Source organism: Pseudomonas alliivorans (genome assembly GCF_017826695.1).
GTDB lineage: Bacteria > Pseudomonadota > Gammaproteobacteria > Pseudomonadales > Pseudomonadaceae > Aquipseudomonas > Aquipseudomonas alliivorans.
The window spans coordinates 101,499-120,420 of record NZ_JAFFZW010000012.1 but is presented as its reverse complement, the minus strand read 5'-3'; the positions used below and the strand labels follow the sequence as shown (position 1 = coordinate 120,420).

Genomic DNA, 18,922 nt, shown 5'->3' with positions numbered 1-18,922 from the left:
ACAAAAAAACCGGCACAAGGCCGGTTTTTTTACACCTGAAAAACGCACTCAGAACGAGGCGTTTGCCAGGCCGTCCAGATAACGCTCAACGTCCAGTGCAGCCATGCAGCCTGCGCCGGCCGAGGTGATTGCCTGACGGTAAACGTGGTCTGCCACGTCGCCCGCAGCGAACACACCTTCGACACTGGTGGCAGTCGCGTTGCCTTCACGGCCACCCTGCACAACCATGTAGCCGTCTTTCAATGCCAACTGGCCGTCGAACAGCGAGGTGTTAGGCGTATGGCCAATGGCGATGAACACGCCGTCGACTTTCAGCTCGTCGCTGGTGCCGTCGTTGTTTTTAAGGCGGGCACCGGTCACGCCCATATTGTCGCCCAGGACCTCATCCAGCGTGGCGTTGAGCTTGAGCTCGATCTTGCCTTCAGCGACACGCGCATGCAGCTTGTCGATCAGGATCTTCTCGGCGCGGAAGGTCTCGCGACGGTGAACCAGCGTCACCTTGCTCGCGATGTTGGCCAGGTACAGCGCCTCTTCAACGGCCGTGTTGCCACCACCGACCACTGCCACCTCACGATTGCGATAGAAGAAGCCGTCGCAAGTCGCGCAGGCAGAAACGCCCTTGCCCATGAACGCTTCTTCCGATGGCAGGCCCAGGTAACGCGCGCTGGCACCGGTTGCGATGATCAACGCGTCGCAGGTGTAGGTTGCGCTGTCGCCCTGCAGGCTGAATGGCTTGCCCGCCAGATCGACCGAGTTGATGTGATCGAACACGATCTCGGTCTCGAAACGCTCGGCGTGCTCGCGCATACGCTCCATCAGTACCGGACCAGTCAGGCCATGGGGGTCGCCCGGCCAGTTATCGACTTCAGTGGTCGTGGTCAGCTGACCGCCAGCCTGCATGCCGGTGATGAGCAGCGGCTTGAGGTTGGCACGTGCGGCGTACACCGCAGCGCTGTAACCGGCAGGGCCGGAACCGAGAATGATCACTCGGGAATGACGTACGTCTGACATGACACACTCCTATCGACCGACCGTTTACGCCGCGGTCGGAACGGCTGGATAAGTAAGGATGGCTGAGAAATCCGAGACCGCTCAGCCATCCTGAAAATTCTGCTGCGCCGATCCGACCGTCAGCCGGATCGGCACAATCAGTTAGAGGCTCGTGGCGTTGGATGCCAGATAGTCGGCAACGCCCTGGGCATCCGCCTTCATCCCTTTCTGGCCGGGACGCCAGCCTGCCGGGCAGACTTCGCCGTGCTCTTCAGTGAACTGCAGCGCTTCGACCAGACGCACCATGTCGTCCACGTCACGGCCCAGCGGCAGGTTATTCACCACCTGGTGTTGAACGACGCCCGCCTTGTCGATCAGGAACGAGGCACGCAGTGCAACACCGTCATCGTGCTCAATGCCGTAGGCGCGAGTGATCTCGTGTTTGACGTCGGCCACCATGGTGAACTCGACTTCGCCGATGCCGCCTTTTTCCACCGGGGTGCTGCGCCACGCGAAGTGAGTGAATTGCGAATCGATGGAAACGCCAACCACTTCAACACCCAGCTCGCGGAATTTGGCGATGCGGTTGTTGTGGGCAATGATTTCCGAAGGGCAGACAAACGTGAAGTCCAGCGGCCAGAAGAACAAGACCACGTATTTGCCGCGCAGCGAGGACAGCTTGAAGCTATCGACGATGGAACCGTCACCCAATACTGCTGCTGCGTCGAAATCCGGGGCTAGCTTGTTTACCAGTACGCTCATTGATTACTCCATGAAAATTGAAAGGACAGGTCCTGAAATTGCTGACAAGCCTATCGGGGTGGGAAAGAGTAAGGAAATATCGTTTCACAATCCACCTCATAGGTCACTTCTATAGAACGCCCACCACGTGCCCACACTGTTTATAAGGCTGTTGCCAGACGACTCCATCCATCGATCGCGGTTGGGATGGCGAGTCATAAGGTGCTGGCCAGAAACCCTTGCAAGCGGCTCTTTCACGGCCACCTCAAAGCCGGTAAGGTCACGCCTTTCAAGCTTCCGGAGGCTGCCATGCCTGCTCCCGCCCTCACCGGCCCGCAATACCTCAGCGAAGGCCTGAAACTGGTTCTGAGCCCTGGACTGCGCCTGTTCGTTCTACTGCCGCTAAGCATCAATCTGGTGCTGTTTTGTGGTGTGATCTATCTGGCGATACATCAGTTCGAACTCTGGGTCGACGCGTTCATGCCAACGCTTCCCCACTGGCTGAGCTTTCTCAGTTACATCCTGTGGCCACTGTTCGTCGCGCTGGTGCTATTGATGGTGTTCTTCACCTTCACCATGGTCGCCAACATCATCGCTGCACCGTTCAACGGCTTTCTGTCGGAGAAGGTCGAGGCCGTGGTGCGCGGCGTGGATGACTCTCCGGCGTTCAGTTGGACCGAACTGGTTGCCATGGTGCCGCGCACCCTGGCCCGCGAGGCCCGCAAGCTGGGCTACATGTTGCCACGTATGCTGGGGCTGTTTGTCCTGTCCTTCATCCCGGTCGTCAACATCATTGCCGCGCCGCTGTGGCTGCTGTTCGGGGTGTGGATGATGGCGATCCAGTACATCGACTACCCCGCCGACAACCACAAACTGGGCTGGAACGAAATGCTGGCCTGGCTCAAGAGCAAGCGTTGGCAGAGCCTGAGCTTCGGCGGGATCGTGTACGTTGCGCTGCTGATTCCGGTGGTCAACATCCTGATGATGCCCGCAGCGGTGGCAGGTGCGACGTTATTCTGGGTGCGCGAGCGCGGTGCTGACGCGTTGCCGACATCCGTGGCCCGGACCTGATACTCAGGCGCAGATGCCGGGCGTCCTGCCCGGCAGATAACTGAAGACGACAACTATGCATGACACTTCACTGCCGCTCTGGCGGTTTAATAAGGCCTCACCCCATCCATTCATGTGAAGCCATACTCTGGAAAGCATGACGCACATGAACTTAACAAGGACGTTAAATCATGAATACCCAAAACCACCCGAATGTCATCGCGAAGCAAAACAACGCCGAGGAAATCAAGGAAATGATCCGGGCGTTTCTGGTCAATGAACTGGCCGAATGGTCGGTCGACCCGGAAAAACTGTACATCAATGCCATTAACAATCAGGAAGAGCGGCTGGTGATTTTCTCCAAATCCATCAGCCAGGAAGCCTGGGACTGCGTCTATGAAAATGATGCGGGCTTCGTCCTTTCGCCCAGTGTCGGCCTTTTCAGCGAAGCATATTCCTTCGCCGAAGAACACCGCGTTGCCGAACCTGACCTGGAAACGGTCTACCGACTGATCGAACAACTGGTCGCTGACCTGGGTTAACGATTCTGCTTCCTGACCACAGGATTTTCCGCTGCCAAAGGACCCTGCCGGACACAGTCCAGGACTTGCCCGGCAGAGTGTTTCAAACAAGGTGTACTGTTACGAATTCGGCGGTGAACCTACCGTGTGATAGCAACCTCCCTCACCACCTTTCAAACGTTGTCCAACAAGAGGCGCGTCTTTTTTGCCGCTCACAGGTGCGGTGTTTGTCCATAATCTTCATGCGTCGGCAACGATTCACCTTGAACGGCAATTTTTTGTCTCTCCTCAACATGCCACGATGTAGGAAGTGTATGTAGGACTAAAAAATATATAACCGAATTTACTCGGCGAACTTCTGTAGGACCTGAAAAACCCGGAAAACTGGCATTCGACTTGCTCTACCTGTTTCAACCAACAGGAGAGCATTACCATGGAAATAGACACCTCTACAGCCACTTCACGGCGAAGCCAGACACGTCAGTCAGCCGCACTTGAGAAAACGCTGCCCCCCCGTTCAGGCCCATTTGCTCAGGTATTGAAAGGGGTTGAGTCCTCAAATGCCCGCACCTCCATACCGCCTGCGTCCGCGACACTGAATCGCCTGACTCAACCGCGCTCTTCAGTGTTTATGCAGAACATGGGCTTGGCGCAGCGCAGGTCTGCGGTTGAAGAAAAGGGGATTTCGGCCAGGCCTGCGGCGCTGGAGAGTGTCCCCGTTTACGCGGCGGCTCAGCCAAGAGGAGCTATAGAGACCGAGTCAAATCGCAGTCAGCCGCAGAGACTGGCGTTGAGCGCAAACGCACACCCGCCTTACGTATCGGGCCGTGAGTTTGAATCCAACGGCGCAGCTCAGAAGTATCGCGTGAAGCACGCAAGCGAGAACCCAGCAGAGCTCAAGGTTCTTGTTAATGATTTTATGCACAACACAATGAACCTCGAACTTCTTGACCTCTCGGACTATCCGATCATTCGATACCATGCGACAGGCGAACCTGTCACCCAAGAGTCAGCCGTTTATTTTTCAAACATGCTCCACGCTGTCAAAGAGCAGCGAAAGCAACTCTATGAAACAGAGGTCTCAAAGGGAACATCCGATCTAGATATAGTAAAGAAATTAATGAGCTTCCATGACAACCTGCCTGATCGCTTCAAAAAGATGGCCAACTGGTGAAGTAAGCACCGACCGAGCGGCTCGCAAGGCGGGGCCTCTTGGCTACCAGGTCACCGTAATGCTGCCTAAGTTTCCGGCAACCGGAGTTTGCCCGCCCGCACCCACCCTAAGCGCATAAGAAAAGAGCCTGTCTGCGAATCGCCCATTGAAGTTGACCGTTGAACCCTGCCGCTGACGAGAAATATTCACGCACGTGCTTGGCACCTGACACAAGTAAACCTCCATGCCACTCGGCCACCCCGTGACATTCCAGTTCCAGCTGAAATTTTTTTAATCACCGCTCCCGGTGGCACACCTCTGCCAACAGGCAAATCCGCCTTGTATAAATAGTCTTTTGAATGAATCACCGGCAACCTCACCGACGATTGATAACTGCCCGCTGTCGTGGTTCCTGAAAAAACGCAAAGCGCCCATGCAATGACTGCGGCCGAGCGAATACGCTTCGACTTTTTAAAGTCAAACTTCATGCCTTCAATCCTTGAGTCATGTCTATACACAGTTACCCGGACACTGCCGGACGACTGTATGGATGAACGGATATAAATCCGACAACCCGACGTTACTCAAAAGATCAATAAAATAACCTTAAATAAATACCGCAAACTACTTAGAGAAAAAAACCCACACCGTCAAAGGCAAAAAGTTAAAGCGATGTAGTCCTGCCAATAAACGGTCTTGAACAGGACAGGCCGAATCCCGTATCCGCAATTGGCACCCCGCTTGCCAACCGATCACAAATCCATCACATACCCGCCACATAACCGACACGTCTTCGGCCGACACTCTTCTCATGAGCCAATCCTTGCATGTCACCCTTATCACCGAGACCTTCACACCCGAGATCAATGGCGTCGCCAACACCTTGGGGCGACTGTGTGACGGTTTGCGTTTGCGCGGACACAAGGTCGAATTGATCCGTCCGCGTCAGAGTGAAGAAGCGGTGTCGGGGGCGGCCGATGACCTGATGCTCTGCCGGGGCTGGCCGATTCCGGGCTATCCGGGATTGCAGTGGGGGCAGTCTTCGATGCACAAGCTGCTGCGCCGCTGGCAGCGCAAACGGCCGGATGTCCTGTATATCGCCACCGAGGGACCGCTGGGGCTTTCAGCGTTAAGAGCCGCCAGACGACTGGGCATTGCAGTGGTAAGCGGCTTCCACACCAATTTCCCTCAATACACGCAGCAGTACGGCATGGGCTTTATCACTCGCCTGATCACCCATTACCTGCGCTGGTTCCACAATCGTTCGCGGGTCACGCTGGTGCCCAGCGTCAGCCAGAAGGTGGAGTTGGAGCGGCGCGGTTTCGAGCGGATCGAGCTGCTGTCGCGGGGCGTGGACAGCCAGTTGTTTCACCCTTCGCGGCGCTCACAGGCCTTGCGCGAAAGCTGGGGCCTGGGGGCGAATGATACGGGCGTGATTCATGTCGGCAGACTTGCACCTGAAAAGAATCTGGGCCTGCTCAAAGCCAGTTTCGAAACATTGAAGGCGAGTTACCCGCAGCGCAACCTCAAGTTGATCATTGTCGGCGACGGGCCTCAGCGGGCGTGGCTGGAGCAACAGATACCCGAGGCGATCTTCTGCGGCACGCAACGTGGCGAGGGGCTGGCAACGCACTATGCGTCAGGCGACATGTTTCTGTTTCCCAGTCTGACTGAAACCTTTGGGAACGTGGTACTTGAGGCATTGGCGTCTGGCCTGGGCGTGGTCGCCTACGATGAAGCGGCTGCCGGGCAGCATATTCGTCACGGCCATAACGGCGCGCTGGCCATGCCCGGAGATGAAGCGGCATTTATAGACGCCGCGCACTGGCTGCTGGAAGACAGCGAAACCCTGCGCCGCGTACGCCTGAATGCCAGGCAGCACGCGAGTCGTCAAGGCTGGGCTGCGATTATCGATCAATTCGAACGGCAACTGCTGGACGTCTCTACACCTCGGGAATGTGTGACAGATGTCGAGGTCGCAAAGGCTGCTCGTCAGACCATCAGACCAACGTCGTCAGTGCCTCTCGACTGAACGGCAGAATGTCCTGCTCGCGCCCTTCGCGCACTTTGACAGCCCAATCGGGATCGACCAGCAGTGCACGCCCTACGGCGACCAGATCGAACTCGTCGTTGCCCAGCCGCTCCAGCAGGTTTTCCAGGCTGGCCGGCTGAGCGACCTTATCGGTATTGACCATAAATTGCAGAAACTCGCCGTCCAGGCCAACGCTGCCGACCGTGATGGTCGGTTTGCCGGTCAGTTTGCGCGTCCAGCCTGCCAGATTAAGCTCGGAACCTTCGAACTCAGGTTCCCAGAAACGCCGGGTGGAACAGTGAAAGATATCCACACCCGCATCCGACAGCGGCTGCAGGAATTCACCTAGCGCTTCTGGCGTCTGCACAAGGCGCGCGGTGTAATCCTGCTGCTTCCACTGCGAGAAACGGAAGATGATCGGATAATCCGGTCCGACTGCAGCACGTACCGCTTGAATCAATTCGATAGCAAAACGCGAGCGGTTGGCGAGAGTGCCGCCGTATTCGTCGGTGCGCTGGTTGCTGCCCTCCCAGAAAAACTGGTCGATCAAATAGCCGTGAGCACCGTGGATTTCCACGCCATCCATGCCGATGGCCTTGGCATCCGCTGCAGCCTGCGCGAACGCAGCCACCACTTCATCAATGTCCTGCTTGCTCATGCCGTGGACCAGCACTTGCCCGTCCTTGACCTTTTCCATCGGCCCGTAGGCAGGCACACTGCCGTCCGGCTCGGTGCCAGGACGACGGACCGCGCCAACGTGCCAGAGCTGCGGAGCGATCTTGCCGCCTTCGGCGTGCACGGCATCGACCACGTTCTTCCAGCCCGCCAGCGGTGCCTCACCGAAGAATTGCGGAACATTGGGGTAGCCGTTGGAAGCCTTGTGATTCACCGTCGTACCTTCAGTGATAATCAGCCCGACGCCTGCTGCAGCGCGACGTCGGTAGTATTCGATCACCTTCGAATTTGGCACATGGCCTGGCGAAAAAGAGCGCGTCATCGGCGCCATGACCACACGTGACGATAATTCCAGGCTGCCCAGATGAAAGGGTTTGAACAAGGCTTTTACCGGCATGCGCGGGTCTCCGACGAGGCTGAAGGGATGGCGATTCGGCGAACAATGCCGGATCAGAGGCGCAGCATAGGGTGGACCGGGAGCGCAGGCCCAGTACTATTGATCTGACTGATCGGCATACAGAAGTGGTAACGACAAGGGGGTGGCCAATGCGCTGCAGGCCACCCGAAACGCAGATCAGTTCAGACCCAGCGCTTTTTCGATTGCCAGAATGACAGCAGGATCATCAGGCGCAGTACGCGGCGAGAAACGTGCAATCACTTCCCCGCTTTTACGAACCAGAAATTTTTCGAAGTTCCAAGTGATGTCACCCGGAAACTCGGCCCCTTCGCCCGCCAGCAGGCGATACAGCGGGTGACGTTGCGGCCCGTTCACCTCGAGCTTTTCGCCCAACGGAAAGGTCACGCCGTAATTGAGCTCGCAGAACTCGGCAATTTCCTGCTCGGTGCCCGGCTCCTGACCTGCAAACTGATTGCACGGCAGGCCGAGAATCATCAGGCCCTTGTCCTTGTATTGCTGGTACAGGTTCTCAAGCGCTGCATATTGCGGCGTAAGCCCGCACTTCGAAGCGACATTGACAACCAGAACCGCCTTGTCCTTGAACGGAGCCAGTGAAAGCTCCTGGCCGTCCAGCGCTTTCAGCTTGATGTCGTGAAAAGCACTCATGAAGAACCCCCTTGAAACCCGAACCTTGCGCCAGAACCTGAAAAGGCGCACTGACCGTACGCGTAACGAAAGTCGTCATCGCAGAACGGCCAGAGCGCCTTTTGTCAGTGATCTGAGCTTAGCAGCACAAATCAGTGATGATGGCCGCCTTCGCCATGAACGTGGCCATGAGCTACTTCTTCTTCGCTGGCATCACGAATGTCCACGACTTTCACTTTGAAGTTAAGACGCTGACCGGCGAGCGGGTGGTTGCCGTCGACAGTGACGTCGTCGCCATCCAGGTCGCGAATGGTCACGATCTGCATACCGCCATCAGGGCCGGAAGCATGAAACTGCATGCCGACCTGAAGCTCGTCGACGCCTTCGAACATGCTGCGGCTCAGGGTGCTGACCAGTTCGGCGGAGTACTCGCCGTAGGCCTCTTCCGGCTCGATGGCGACATCCAGCTCGTCACCGACATTCTTGCCTTCCAGCGCCTTTTCCAGGCCCGGGATGATGTTGCCAGCACCTTGCAAGTAAACCAGCGGCGCGCCACCGGTGGAGCTGTCGATGACCTCACCAGCGTCGTTGGTCAGGGTATAGTCAATGGAGACAGCCTTATTGGCGGCGATCGGCATGGGGACAAGACCTTTGCTTAAGATTGAAGAACGAGCAAGTTTAACCAAGCCATCGCCCGAAAGCGAACGCAACTCTGACAGACGGGCCCAATTGGAAAATTCAACGCTTATCGGTTTCCGGCAGGATGAGGATGGACACTGGGTTGCAGCCCTGTCCTGCGGGCACACTCAGCATCTTCGTCACCAGCCACCGTGGCAATCGCGCGCCTGGGTGCTGGACCCCGTTCAACGCCAACAAAAAATAGGCCAGGGCTTTCACTGCGGCTGGTGTGCGAAAGCTGCGGATAACGATAGTCTTGGCAAAGAGGATCCGCATTAGACGGTTCCCGGTCTTTTTATGGTTGTCGGCTGTTCACCTTCGCCACACCCCTTGCACTGCTCAATCGAGAAGCCAGTATGCAGACGTTCTTCATCGCCCCCACGGATTTTGGCGTGGGGTTGACCTCCATCAGCCTCGGGCTGGTGCGCACTCTGGAGCGCGCCGGCCTGAAGGTCGGTTTTTTCAAACCGATCGCCCAGCCGCATCCGGGCGATCTTGGCCCGGAACGCTCCACCGAATTGATGGCCCGCACCCATGGCCTCAAACCGCCCAAACCACTGGCTCTGGCGCACGTCGAACGCATGCTGGGCGACGGGCAGCTCGACGAGCTGCTTGAGGAAATCATCAATCTCTACCAGCAGGCAGCCGTCGGCAAGGATGTGCTGGTGGTCGAAGGCATGGTGCCGACGCGCAGCGCCAGCTATGCCGCGCGGGTCAACCTGCACCTGGCCAAGAGTCTGGATGCCGAGGTGATTCTGGTGTCCGCGCCGGAAAACGAAGTGCTGACCGAGCTGTCCGGACGGGTCGAGTTGCAGGCCCAGTTGTTCGGCGGTCCCAAGGACCCCAAGGTACTTGGCGTCATCCTGAACAAGGTCCGCACCGACGAAAGCATGGAAGTCTTCGCTGCTCGTCTGAAGGAACATTCGCCACTGCTGCGCAACGGCGATTTCCGTCTGCTGGGCTGCATTCCCTACCAGGCCGAACTCAACGCGCCGCGTACCCGCGACGTGGCCGAACTGCTGGGCGCTCAGGTACTCAACGCGGGCGATTACGATCAGCGCCGTATGTCGCGGATCATCATCTGCGCGCGAACCGTGCTCAATACGGTGCCGCTGCTCAAGCCGGGCGTGCTGGTGGTGACGCCGGGCGACCGCGACGACATCATTCTCGCGGTGAGCCTGGCCGCCATGAACGGCGTGCCGTTGGCGGGACTGTTGCTGACCAGCGATACCGTACCCGACCCGCGCATCATGGAATTGTGCCGCGGCGCGTTGCAGGCGGGATTGCCGGTGCTGTCCGTCAGTAGCGGGTCCTACGACACGGCCAACCGCCTCAATCAGTTGAACAAGGAAATCCCCATCGATGACCGCGAACGTGCGGAAATCATCACGGATTTCGTCGCCAGTCATCTGGATGCCCAGTGGCTTCATCAGCGCTGCGGCACACCGCGCGAATTGCGTCTGTCACCTGCGGTATTTCGCTATCAGTTGATCCAGCGTGCGCAGGCAGCCAACAAGCGCATCGTATTGCCGGAAGGCAACGAGCCGTTAACCATTCAGGCGGCGGCGATCTGTCAGGCCCGTGGCATTGCGCGCTGCGTGCTGCTGGCCAAGCCTGAGGAAGTGCATGCCGTTGCACAGGCCCACGGCATCGAACTGCCACCGGGGCTGGAAATTCTCGACCCGGACCTGATTCGCGAACGCTACGTTGCGCCGATGGTGGATCTGCGCAGAAGCAAAAGCCTGAACGCGCCCATGGCCGAGCAGCAGCTGGAAGATCCTGTGGTAATCGGTACGGTCATGTTGGCACTGGATGAGGTCGACGGACTGGTGTCGGGCGTCGTTCACTCCACTGCCAACACCATCCGCCCGGCACTGCAACTGATCAAGACCGCGCCGGGCTGCACGCTGGTGTCGTCAGTGTTCTTTATGTTGTTTCCCGAGCAGGTGCTGGTCTATGGCGACTGCATCATGAACCCGCACCCGAGCGCCAGCGAACTGGCCGAGATTGCCCTTCAGAGCGCCGATTCCGCCATCGCATTTGGCATCTCGCCTCGCGTGGCGATGATCAGCTATTCGAGCGGCAACTCGGCCAGTGGTGAAGAGGTCGAGAAGGTCCGCGAAGCCACGCAACTGGCCCGCGAAACCAAGCGTGATCTATTGATCGACGGGCCGCTGCAGTATGATGCCGCCGCCAACGAGCACGTCGCCCGGCAACTGGCACCTGACAGCCCGGTCGCAGGACGCGCCAACGTGTTTGTGTTCCCGGATCTGAACACCGGCAACACCACGTACAAGGCCGTGCAGCGCAGTGCCGACTGCGTGAGCCTGGGGCCGATGCTGCAAGGCTTGCGCAAGCCGGTCAACGATCTGCCGCGCGGTGCTCAGGTCGACGACATCGTTTACACCATTGCGTTGACTGCCATTCAGGCCGACACACTGGCCTGAGGAACATTCAGGTGCCGCAGGCCAATCTGCGGCATCCCACTTTCTGCGGAGCTTTATCCTTCATGGATTTCCTGCCTGCCCCATTGCGCGGCGTCATTGCCTCGCTGCTGTTGGCGCTGAACACCATCGTCTGCTGCACGGTGCTGTTCGTGGTCACGATCTTCAAGATCTGCCTGCCCTTCTCTGCCGCCCAGCGCCTCACCGACTGGATGATGAGCCACATTCAGGAAACCTGGATCGGCAACAACAATGCGTGGATCAGGCTGCTGTGCAACACCCGCTGGCACCTGACCGGCCTCGAAGGCCTGGACTACAAGCACTCGTACCTGGTGACCAGCAACCATCAGAGCTGGGTCGACATCATGGTCTTGCAGTACGTGTTGAATCGTCGAATCCGGCCTTTGAAGTTCTTCCTCAAGCAGCAACTGATCTGGGTACCGGTGATTGGTCTGGCGTGGTGGGCATTGGGCTTTCCGTTCATGAAACGCTATTCCAAGGCGTACCTGGCCAGGCACCCGGAAAAGAAAGGCAAGGACCTGGAAACCACACGCCGCACCTGCGCGAAATTTCGCCATAACCCGGTGGGGATCTTCAACTTCGCGGAAGGCACGCGTTTTACGCCGGGCAAACATGCCGAGCAGAACTCGCCGTTTCGCCACTTGCTGAAACCCAAGGCGGGCGGCATTGCCTTCGTGCTGGATGCAATGGGCGAACAACTGGAATCGATCATCAACGTGACCATTCACTACCCCGCTGGCCGTCCGGGCTATTGGGACTTGCTGTGCGGCAGAGTGAAAGACGTGGTCGCCCACTTCGAAGAAATCAAAATCCCGCAGCACTTCGTAGGTAAGAATTACGACCAGGACGGTGAATACCGCCTGGAATTCCAGCAGTGGATCAATGCGCTGTGGGAAGAGAAAGACCAATTGCTGGAGCGTATGCACGAGCAATATCGCAGGTAACCACCGCACCTGTCAGGACGCGGCGCGTCCATGCGCGAGGCTCTCACGTATCGGTGTGACCAGCCCCATGTGACGCGGAGGGTACCGGGATGCATGCCCATGCGGCGCATGGGCACGATCATCAGCGGGGGCAGTTATTGCTGATATTGCTGGTACTGCTGACCCGGAATCGGCTTGAGGTTGACCTCTACACGACGGTTCTGGGCGCGGCCGTTGGCGTCGGCGTTGCTGGCGATCGGCTGGTCAGGCCCGGCACCACGTACCGACAGGTGAGCCTGATCGACGCCCTGTGAGGTCAGGTAGGTCGCGACGCTCTGCGCACGCTGCTGCGACAGGTCCATGTTGTGCTGACGGCTGCCGGTACTGTCGGTGTAGCCGATGATTTCAATGTTGCTCTGGTTGAACTGCTTGAGCGAATTGGCCAGGTTGTTGAGTGGCGAATAGAAGCTGCTGGCAATGGCCGAAGAGTCGGTTGCGAAGGTGATGTTGCCCGGCATGATCAACTTGATCTGATCACCCTGACGCTGCACCTCGACACCCGTGTTGGCCATGCTCGCACGCAGCGCCGCTTCCTGTTTGTCCGCGTAGTAGCCATAGCCTGCCGATGCAGCCCCCACCACGGCTGCGCCGATCAACGCGCCTTTGCCACGATGGTTGTGGTCGATGGCCGCACCCGCTACCGCGCCAGCCAGAGCACCAAGCCCGCCGTATTTGGCAGTCTTGTTCATGCCACCGGAGCTTTGAGCCTGACCCTGATTGTCATAGGGATTGGACGTCGCACAGCCGGAAAGCATCGCCACAGCGGTGGCTGCAATAATCAAACGACGAGACATGAACATTCAGAAGCTCCTGGGTTGGACGAACGCTAATGACCGATTAGAGCATGGCGCCTGTCAAAAATTCCTTAACCCGGCCTGAACCGTCTCCCTTGAGAATTATCGCCGCTCTTCGCGAATGTAGGGCTCACCCAGCGCACCCGGCTGGCTTGAAGACTGTCGCTTGCCAGCGGCCACCCAGATCATCACCAGCAGCGTGACAGCGTAGGGCGTCATCAACACGAAGTACTGCGGCAGCTTCACGCCGGTCGCTGCCAATTGCGGGATCAATGCTTCGATACCGCCGAACAGCAATGCTCCGGCCAGGGCACGCCAGGGTGACCAGCGCGCAAAAATCACCAGTGAAACGGCAATCCAGCCGCGACCGCCCGTCATGTCGGCGATCCACATCTTGGTGCTGAGCACCGCAATGAAACCGCCCGCCAGGCCCATCAGCGCCGAGCCTGCCACAATGGCCGCCAGCCGATAGCCCAGCACCGAAATGCCCGTTGCGTCGGCGGCCTGGGGATTCTCGCCCACCGCACGCAGACGAAGACCAGTGCGCGTGCGCTCCAGCAACCAGACCACAGCGATAAAAATCACTACGGTCAGGTACACCAGCGGATTCTGGATAAAGACTTTGCCCACTACGGGCAGCTCAGACAGAGGCCACAACTCCACAGCCTGCAGACCGCTGACCGGGCGATTGGTCCAGCCCAGCAGCGTGCCCAGCAATCCGGTCAACCCCTGACAGAAAAACACCAGCGCCAGCCCTGCGATGACCTGATTGATCCGCAACACCAGCACCATCAAGGCAAACAGCAACGACACCACACCCGCTGCAACCATCGACGCCAGCAGCGAAATGCCGGGAGAGCCGAGACTCAACTGCATGCCGATGCCCGCCAGCGCGCCCACCAGCATCATGCCTTCGACGCCCAGCGCCAGCACACCACTACGTTCGATCAGGATCAGGCCAAGCGCGGCCAACGCGAAGGGCACGGCGAAATCCGGCGCGCTGCCCAGCCAATGCGAAAGAAGATCCATCAGCGTGCTCCTGCCTGAATACGTCGCAGGCGATGACGAATGAAGAAGTCGGACGAGGCCACGCAGATCACCAGAATCGCCTGGATCAACTGCACCATCGAAAACGGGATCTGGTAGAACACCTGCAGGTTGCGCCCTGCCACGAACAGCATGGCGATCAGCAACGCCACAATCGCCGCCGCCACCGGATTGTTACGGGCCAGAAACGCGATGAGAATCCCGGAGAACCCATAGCCCTGATAGAACGACTGGGTCAAACGGCCTTCCTGCCCCGAGGTCACGACGAACCCGGCAAGCCCTGCCAGTGCGCCCGATAGCAGAACCGTGCCCATGATCATCTTGCGCACCGGCACGCCTACGGCACCGGCCACCTTCGGATTGGCATCGACAAAGCGCAGGTACAGACCGGCTCGGGAAATACCGATGAACCACAGCGTCAGCAGCATGACCAGCAGCGCCAGCACGATGGCCGCGTTGTACCCGGCAAACACGTCCGGCAGACGCTCGAAACTGCGCAACGCAGGCGAATACGGAAAGTTGTCTCTCGGGTCTTTCCAACTGCCGTACACCAGATGCAGCAGGAAGTTGGCGGCGATGTAATTGAGCATCAGGGTCGAAATGATTTCGTTGACCTGCCATTTCAGCTTCAACAGGATCGGTCCCAGACTCCAGAGCATCGCGCAGACGATGGCCGCCGCCATCATCAACGGCAGGCGCAGCATGTCCGGCCCCACATCGAACAGCGAAACGGCCGTGGCGCCGATAGCGCCCCAGATCATCTGACCTTCCAGCCCCAGGTTCCAGAACCTTGCCCGGAATGCCATGCAGCCTGCCAGACCGACCATGATCATGGGCGAGGCCTGAAACAGCACGGCTTTGAAGTTCTGCGCATCGAATACCGTCTGCATGACGAACTCATTGAGCAATTCATCCGCCGGCACACCCGCCATGATCAGTATCGCGGTGCAGATTGCGAGGCCGACCAGCAACGCCAGCGCAATGATCAGCGCTTGCAGCGGCCAGCTTGTCTGCTGCCGTATTTCCAGCGTATAACGTCGCGACAGCAAGGGGCCTCGTGGCGCACTGCCTGCGTGGACAACAGTCGATTCAGTCATGACTCACCATCGCTTTGCCTATGGCCTGGCGGTCGGCGGGATGGTCGAACTCGGCGACGATGCGCCCGCCGTTCATCACGCCGATCCGGTCAGACAGGGTCAGAACTTCGTCCAGGTCTTCACTGATCACCAACACGGCGGCGCCAGCATCACGCGCCGCCCGCAGCCGGTCGTGCACGGCCTGTGTGGCGCGAACATCCAGGCCCCGGCTGGGACTGTGGACCAGCACCAATTGCGGGTCGCGGCTGAACTCGCGGGCGATCACCAGCTTTTGTGCATTACCACCCGACAACAACGCGGCTTTCTGATCGAGCGAACGCACACCCTGCACATCGAAATCCGTGACGGCCTTTTGCGCGTCCTGCTTCAGACGCGAGTAGCGCATGCGCCAGAACGAGCCGTACCGGCCGCCATGGATGTTGCCCACGCCAAAGTTCTCGGCCACCGACAGCGAACCCGCCAACGCCGCGCCGTAGCGATCCGCCGGAATCGACGCAATACGCAGTTGACGCCGTTGTTCGGTCGATGCGGTGCGCAGATCACCGAACTGCGCCAGATGAATCTCACCCTCGGTGGGTTGTGGCAGGCCCATCAGCGCGTTGGCCAGTTCCGCCTGACCGTTGCCGCCGACGCCTGCGATGCCGTAGATCTGCCCGGCACGCAAGGTCATGCTCACGCCGTTCAACGCGTTATTGCCTGCAACGCTGCGCAGGTCTCTGACCTGTAAAAGGACCTCGCCGGGCATGGCCGGACTGCGCTCGCTGACCGGCGCAGAATCACCGACAGTCAGTTGCACCAGCTGCTGAACGCTGACGCTTTGCGGGTCGAGAGTCTGGATCGTTCTGCCGCCGCGCATCACTGTCACCCGATCGGCATAGCGCTTCACATCGGCCATCTTGTGCGTCACCAGAATCACCGCCGCACCTTGCCGGGCAAAGGCCTGCACGGTCATCAACAGACGCTCGGCCTCCTGATCGGTGAGCACGGCTGTGGGCTCATCAAGAATCAGAATCCGCGCACCGGCCAGCAGCACCTTGAGAATCTCGACGCGTTGCTGCTCGGCCACCGACAGGCTGTCGACGCTGCGGCTCGGGTCAAGCGCAAAGCCCAGTTCCCCGGCCTTGGCGGCAATCTCCTGTTCAAGCGCCCGCAGACGCTTGCGATAACTGCCCTCGCCCGGTTGTTCACGAAGCCCCAACAGAATGTTCTGCGCCACCGTGAACGGTTTCACGAGCTTGAAATGCTGATGCACCATGCCGATCCGATAGCGACTCGCGTCCTTGGGGCCTTGCAACTGGACCGGATTGTCGTCGATCAGCAACGAGCCGGTTTCCGGTGCGTAAAGCCCGGCGGCAATGTTCATCAGCGATGACTTGCCTGCACCGTTTTCGCCGAGCAGCGCATGAACCTCGCCCCAGTGAGCGGTGAAGTCAGCATCGATCAACGCCTTGAAGCCGTCGAAAGACTTGCTGATACCGGTGAGTTGAAGCGCGTTGACCTGGCTCATTGCTGAGTCATCACGCCTTCGACAAACCAGTCCATTTTCCACAGGTCAGGGTCGGACAGATGCTGCCCGGCGGCGATTCGTTCCTTGCCGCCGCGATCCGACATCGGCCCGCTGTAAATGATTTTTCGGCCTGCCAGCAACTCGGCGCGCTCGGCTTCGATCTTCTGCCGGTCTTCCGCGGAAATGATCGGATCCTTGGTCAGGCTGATGTCAGTGCCGCCCTGCTCCATCGACAGCAGTGCGCCATTGGCGGCGGGCGTCCAGTTGCCCGCGATGACTTTCTTGAGTTCAGGCCCCAGGAAACGGTCCCAGACCCAGACCGACGAACAGACGGTGGCCTTGGGCGCGAATTCGCTGAGGTCGCGGTGGTGGCCGGTGCCGTGAATGCCGCGCTCCTGGGCGACGATCTGCGGTGTCGGACTGTCAACGTGCTGACCGACCACATCGACCCCGTTGTCGATCAGCGCCATGGTCGCCGCACGTTCCTTGACCGGATCGTTCCAGGCCCCGGTGTAGACAACCGTGAGCGTGGCCTTCGGATTGATCTGCTTCGCGCCCAGCTCGTAGGCGTTAATGGTCCAGTTGACCTGACCGAACGGATTGGCCGCAACGAAGCCCAGCTTGCCGGTTTTCGACGCCGCACCTGCCGCCATGCCACACAGATACTGGCTTTCGTAGGTGCGGCCGTAGAACGATTCCAGGTTGGGCGCGTTGGTGGTACCCGAACCGTTCAGGAACGCCACTTCAGGGTATTTTTTGGCCAGCGTCAGGAAGGTGTCGGAGTAACCGAACGCGGTGCCGACGATGATGTTCGCACCCCGTGCGATCAGGCGATCCACCACGGGCGTAATGGCTGCCGCGTTTTCAGGAACGCTTTCGACATACTGGATTTTTGTGTCCAGATCCTTTTCCAGCTTTTGCCGGGCCTCGTCGAATGCCTGGGTCCAGCCTCCATCGTTGCGCGGACTGATGTACACCATGGCGATTTTCGCCGGGCCTTTAAGGGTCAGCCCTTCTGCCTGGGCAAGACTGCCCATTCCGAACGCAACAGCCGCACACAAAGTCCCGGGCAACAGTTTCTTGTACATAGACGTTTTCCTGAGGGTAATGGCCTGCAAGAACAGCGCGGGGCCGACCCTGCAGGCCATAGCAGCATCCATGCCACTGCAGAAAAGACGTTATGAAACAAGGAGCTGTAGAAAACAACACGCCAAAAACGGATCAGATGGTCCGATTCAGAGCACTTGGTTTGTGCAGAATGATCGGTTACTGCTCAGCCGGGGTGCGTAAGGCAAACGACAAACCATGGAAGGCGTTTCGTCCGAGGCTTAAGGCCTTTTTGACGAAGCACCACGCGGCAGGATGCCGTCCAGGATCATGCTGCGCAGGCTCTCCAGGACTTCTTCGAAGAATTCGGGATCGTCCAGCGTCCTGCCGGTGACCGCCTCGACTTGCGTGCGGAAGTCTGCGTAATGCTGGGTGGTTGCCCACAACGAGAAGATCAGGTGATGCGGATTGATCGGCGCCAGCTGGCCGCTGTCAATCCAGTGCTGGATCACCGCCACCTTGGTCTGAACCGTGTCGCGCAACGGATGCTGCAATTCGCCCTGTATCAGCGGCGCGCCCTGCATCACTTCCATGCAGAACAGCCGGGACTCGGCCGGATGATCGCGGGACATTTCCAGCTTGGCCTTCAGATAGGCAGCGATGGCCTGCTGCGGATCCTTGTCAGCGGTGAAGTACAGCAGCGGGCTGAGCCACACCTCGAGCAACTGGCGCAGCACGTTCAGGTACAGGTCATCCTTGCTGCTGAAGTAGTACAGCAGGTTGGTCTTGGAGACATCCGCCAGGCTTGCCACCTGGTCAAGACTGCTGCCATGCACGCCGTAACGGGAAAAGATTTCCAGCGCAGCATCGAGGATCACACTGCGCTTGCCTTCCATGAGACGCAGGCGTCGCTTGAGGGCGGACGCACTGGGCTCGCGGGTCGCCTTGACTGCCTTGTCGGGCTTGACCTTGCGCACGCGTTTGCTCGCGGGCTCAGTCACGGGAGGTTTCTTGTTCACGCACATCCAACCAGTGATCCCTAAATGAGCAGGCATCTTAACGGGCGGACACACTTTGTCGATATGGATGCGAACCACGCC

General features: G+C 58.8%; 20 protein-coding genes. 7 read left to right on the top strand and 13 right to left on the bottom strand.

Going from position 1 to position 18,922, the window contains the following annotated elements:
• Positions 1-48: 48 nt before the first annotated feature.
• Both trxB and JTJ32_RS23970 read right to left on the bottom strand, forming a co-directional pair.
• Complete coding sequence (trxB, locus tag JTJ32_RS23975; protein WP_099226910.1) at positions 49-1,011, bottom strand: thioredoxin-disulfide reductase; 963 nt, start codon at positions 1,009-1,011, stop codon at positions 49-51.
• A 141-nt stretch (positions 1,012-1,152) separates the two neighbouring features.
• Positions 1,153-1,752 carry a peroxiredoxin gene (locus JTJ32_RS23970; RefSeq protein WP_099226911.1) on the bottom strand — a complete coding sequence of 200 codons (600 nt, stop codon included), beginning with the start codon at positions 1,750-1,752 and terminating at the stop codon, positions 1,153-1,155.
• Positions 1,753-2,040: 288 nt separating this feature from the next.
• Between JTJ32_RS23970 and cysZ the strand changes: the two genes are divergently transcribed.
• The 3 genes from cysZ (at position 2,041) to JTJ32_RS23955 (ending at position 4,476) form a co-directional block, all read left to right on the top strand.
• Positions 2,041-2,802, top strand: a complete 762-nt coding sequence (gene cysZ / locus JTJ32_RS23965) for a sulfate transporter CysZ (protein ID WP_099227006.1) — start codon at positions 2,041-2,043, stop codon at positions 2,800-2,802.
• A gap of 170 nt (positions 2,803-2,972) precedes the next feature.
• A complete protein-coding gene (locus JTJ32_RS23960) occupies positions 2,973-3,323 on the top strand; it encodes a hypothetical protein (protein ID WP_099226912.1) in 351 nt (116 codons plus the stop codon).
• 412 nt (positions 3,324-3,735) lie between these two features.
• Positions 3,736-4,476: a hypothetical protein gene (locus JTJ32_RS23955; RefSeq protein ID WP_210043530.1), complete on the top strand. Its 741-nt coding sequence runs from the start codon at positions 3,736-3,738 to the stop codon at positions 4,474-4,476.
• A 42-nt stretch (positions 4,477-4,518) separates the two neighbouring features.
• On the opposite strand, the gene JTJ32_RS26485 is transcribed toward JTJ32_RS23955, so the two are convergent.
• Positions 4,519-4,701, bottom strand: coding sequence for a flagellar protein FlhE (locus JTJ32_RS26485; protein ID WP_236059421.1), 183 nt, complete (start codon positions 4,699-4,701; stop codon positions 4,519-4,521).
• Positions 4,662-4,943, bottom strand: coding sequence for a hypothetical protein (locus JTJ32_RS23950; RefSeq protein ID WP_236059429.1), 282 nt, complete (start codon positions 4,941-4,943; stop codon positions 4,662-4,664). The genes JTJ32_RS26485 and JTJ32_RS23950 overlap by 40 nt, the downstream gene beginning before the upstream one ends.
• Positions 4,944-5,266: 323 nt before the next feature.
• On the opposite strand from JTJ32_RS23950, the gene JTJ32_RS23945 reads away from it, so the two are divergent.
• On the top strand, positions 5,267-6,487 hold the full coding sequence (locus JTJ32_RS23945) for a glycosyltransferase family 4 protein (RefSeq protein WP_210043529.1): 1,221 nt from the start codon (positions 5,267-5,269) through the stop codon (positions 6,485-6,487).
• Here the strand turns inward: JTJ32_RS23945 and JTJ32_RS23940 are convergent.
• The 3 genes from JTJ32_RS23940 to JTJ32_RS23930 all read right to left on the bottom strand — a co-directional run bounded on the left by JTJ32_RS23940 (position 6,456) and on the right by JTJ32_RS23930 (position 8,842).
• On the bottom strand, positions 6,456-7,559 hold the full coding sequence (locus JTJ32_RS23940; RefSeq protein WP_099226915.1) for an NADH:flavin oxidoreductase: 1,104 nt from the start codon (positions 7,557-7,559) through the stop codon (positions 6,456-6,458). The two genes, JTJ32_RS23945 and JTJ32_RS23940, sit on opposite strands and share 32 nt — an antisense overlap.
• Before the next feature lie 177 nt (positions 7,560-7,736).
• The gene (locus JTJ32_RS23935; protein ID WP_099226916.1) at positions 7,737-8,225 is read right to left on the bottom strand and encodes a glutathione peroxidase; all 489 of its coding nucleotides are present in this window, start codon (positions 8,223-8,225) and stop codon (positions 7,737-7,739) included.
• A gap of 131 nt (positions 8,226-8,356) precedes the next feature.
• A complete protein-coding gene (locus tag JTJ32_RS23930) occupies positions 8,357-8,842 on the bottom strand; it encodes an FKBP-type peptidyl-prolyl cis-trans isomerase (RefSeq protein WP_004885134.1) in 486 nt (161 codons plus the stop codon).
• Positions 8,843-8,855: 13 nt separating this feature from the next.
• On the opposite strand from JTJ32_RS23930, the gene JTJ32_RS23925 reads away from it, so the two are divergent.
• The 3 genes from JTJ32_RS23925 to JTJ32_RS23915 all read left to right on the top strand — a co-directional run bounded on the left by JTJ32_RS23925 (position 8,856) and on the right by JTJ32_RS23915 (position 12,291).
• Positions 8,856-9,161: a DUF3565 domain-containing protein gene (locus tag JTJ32_RS23925; RefSeq protein WP_180274261.1), complete on the top strand. Its 306-nt coding sequence runs from the start codon at positions 8,856-8,858 to the stop codon at positions 9,159-9,161.
• Positions 9,162-9,238: 77 nt separating this feature from the next.
• Positions 9,239-11,329, top strand: coding sequence for a phosphate acetyltransferase (gene pta / locus JTJ32_RS23920; RefSeq protein ID WP_210043527.1), 2,091 nt, complete (start codon positions 9,239-9,241; stop codon positions 11,327-11,329).
• 62 nt (positions 11,330-11,391) lie between these two features.
• The gene (locus JTJ32_RS23915; RefSeq protein ID WP_184318532.1) at positions 11,392-12,291 is read left to right on the top strand and encodes a 1-acylglycerol-3-phosphate O-acyltransferase, YihG family; all 900 of its coding nucleotides are present in this window, start codon (positions 11,392-11,394) and stop codon (positions 12,289-12,291) included.
• A gap of 134 nt (positions 12,292-12,425) precedes the next feature.
• Here the strand turns inward: JTJ32_RS23915 and JTJ32_RS23910 are convergent, their stop codons facing one another.
• The 6 genes from JTJ32_RS23910 to rutR all read right to left on the bottom strand — a co-directional run bounded on the left by JTJ32_RS23910 (position 12,426) and on the right by rutR (position 18,847).
• Complete coding sequence (locus tag JTJ32_RS23910; protein WP_004885138.1) at positions 12,426-13,130, bottom strand: YiaD family glycine zipper/OmpA-like lipoprotein; 705 nt, start codon at positions 13,128-13,130, stop codon at positions 12,426-12,428.
• Positions 13,131-13,226: 96 nt separating this feature from the next.
• Complete coding sequence (locus tag JTJ32_RS23905) at positions 13,227-14,153, bottom strand: ABC transporter permease (RefSeq protein ID WP_210043525.1); 927 nt, start codon at positions 14,151-14,153, stop codon at positions 13,227-13,229.
• Positions 14,153-15,268, bottom strand: coding sequence for an ABC transporter permease (locus JTJ32_RS23900; RefSeq protein ID WP_210043524.1), 1,116 nt, complete (start codon positions 15,266-15,268; stop codon positions 14,153-14,155). The genes JTJ32_RS23905 and JTJ32_RS23900 overlap by 1 nt, the downstream gene beginning before the upstream one ends.
• Positions 15,261-16,775, bottom strand: a complete 1,515-nt coding sequence (locus JTJ32_RS23895; RefSeq protein ID WP_210043522.1) for an ABC transporter ATP-binding protein — start codon at positions 16,773-16,775, stop codon at positions 15,261-15,263. The genes JTJ32_RS23900 and JTJ32_RS23895 overlap by 8 nt, the downstream gene beginning before the upstream one ends.
• Positions 16,772-17,863 carry a BMP family ABC transporter substrate-binding protein gene (locus JTJ32_RS23890; RefSeq protein WP_184318521.1) on the bottom strand — a complete coding sequence of 364 codons (1,092 nt, stop codon included), beginning with the start codon at positions 17,861-17,863 and terminating at the stop codon, positions 16,772-16,774. The genes JTJ32_RS23895 and JTJ32_RS23890 overlap by 4 nt, the downstream gene beginning before the upstream one ends.
• Before the next feature lie 240 nt (positions 17,864-18,103).
• Complete coding sequence (gene rutR / locus JTJ32_RS23885) at positions 18,104-18,847, bottom strand: pyrimidine utilization regulatory protein R (protein ID WP_210043520.1); 744 nt, start codon at positions 18,845-18,847, stop codon at positions 18,104-18,106.
• Positions 18,848-18,922: the final 75 nt, after the last annotated feature.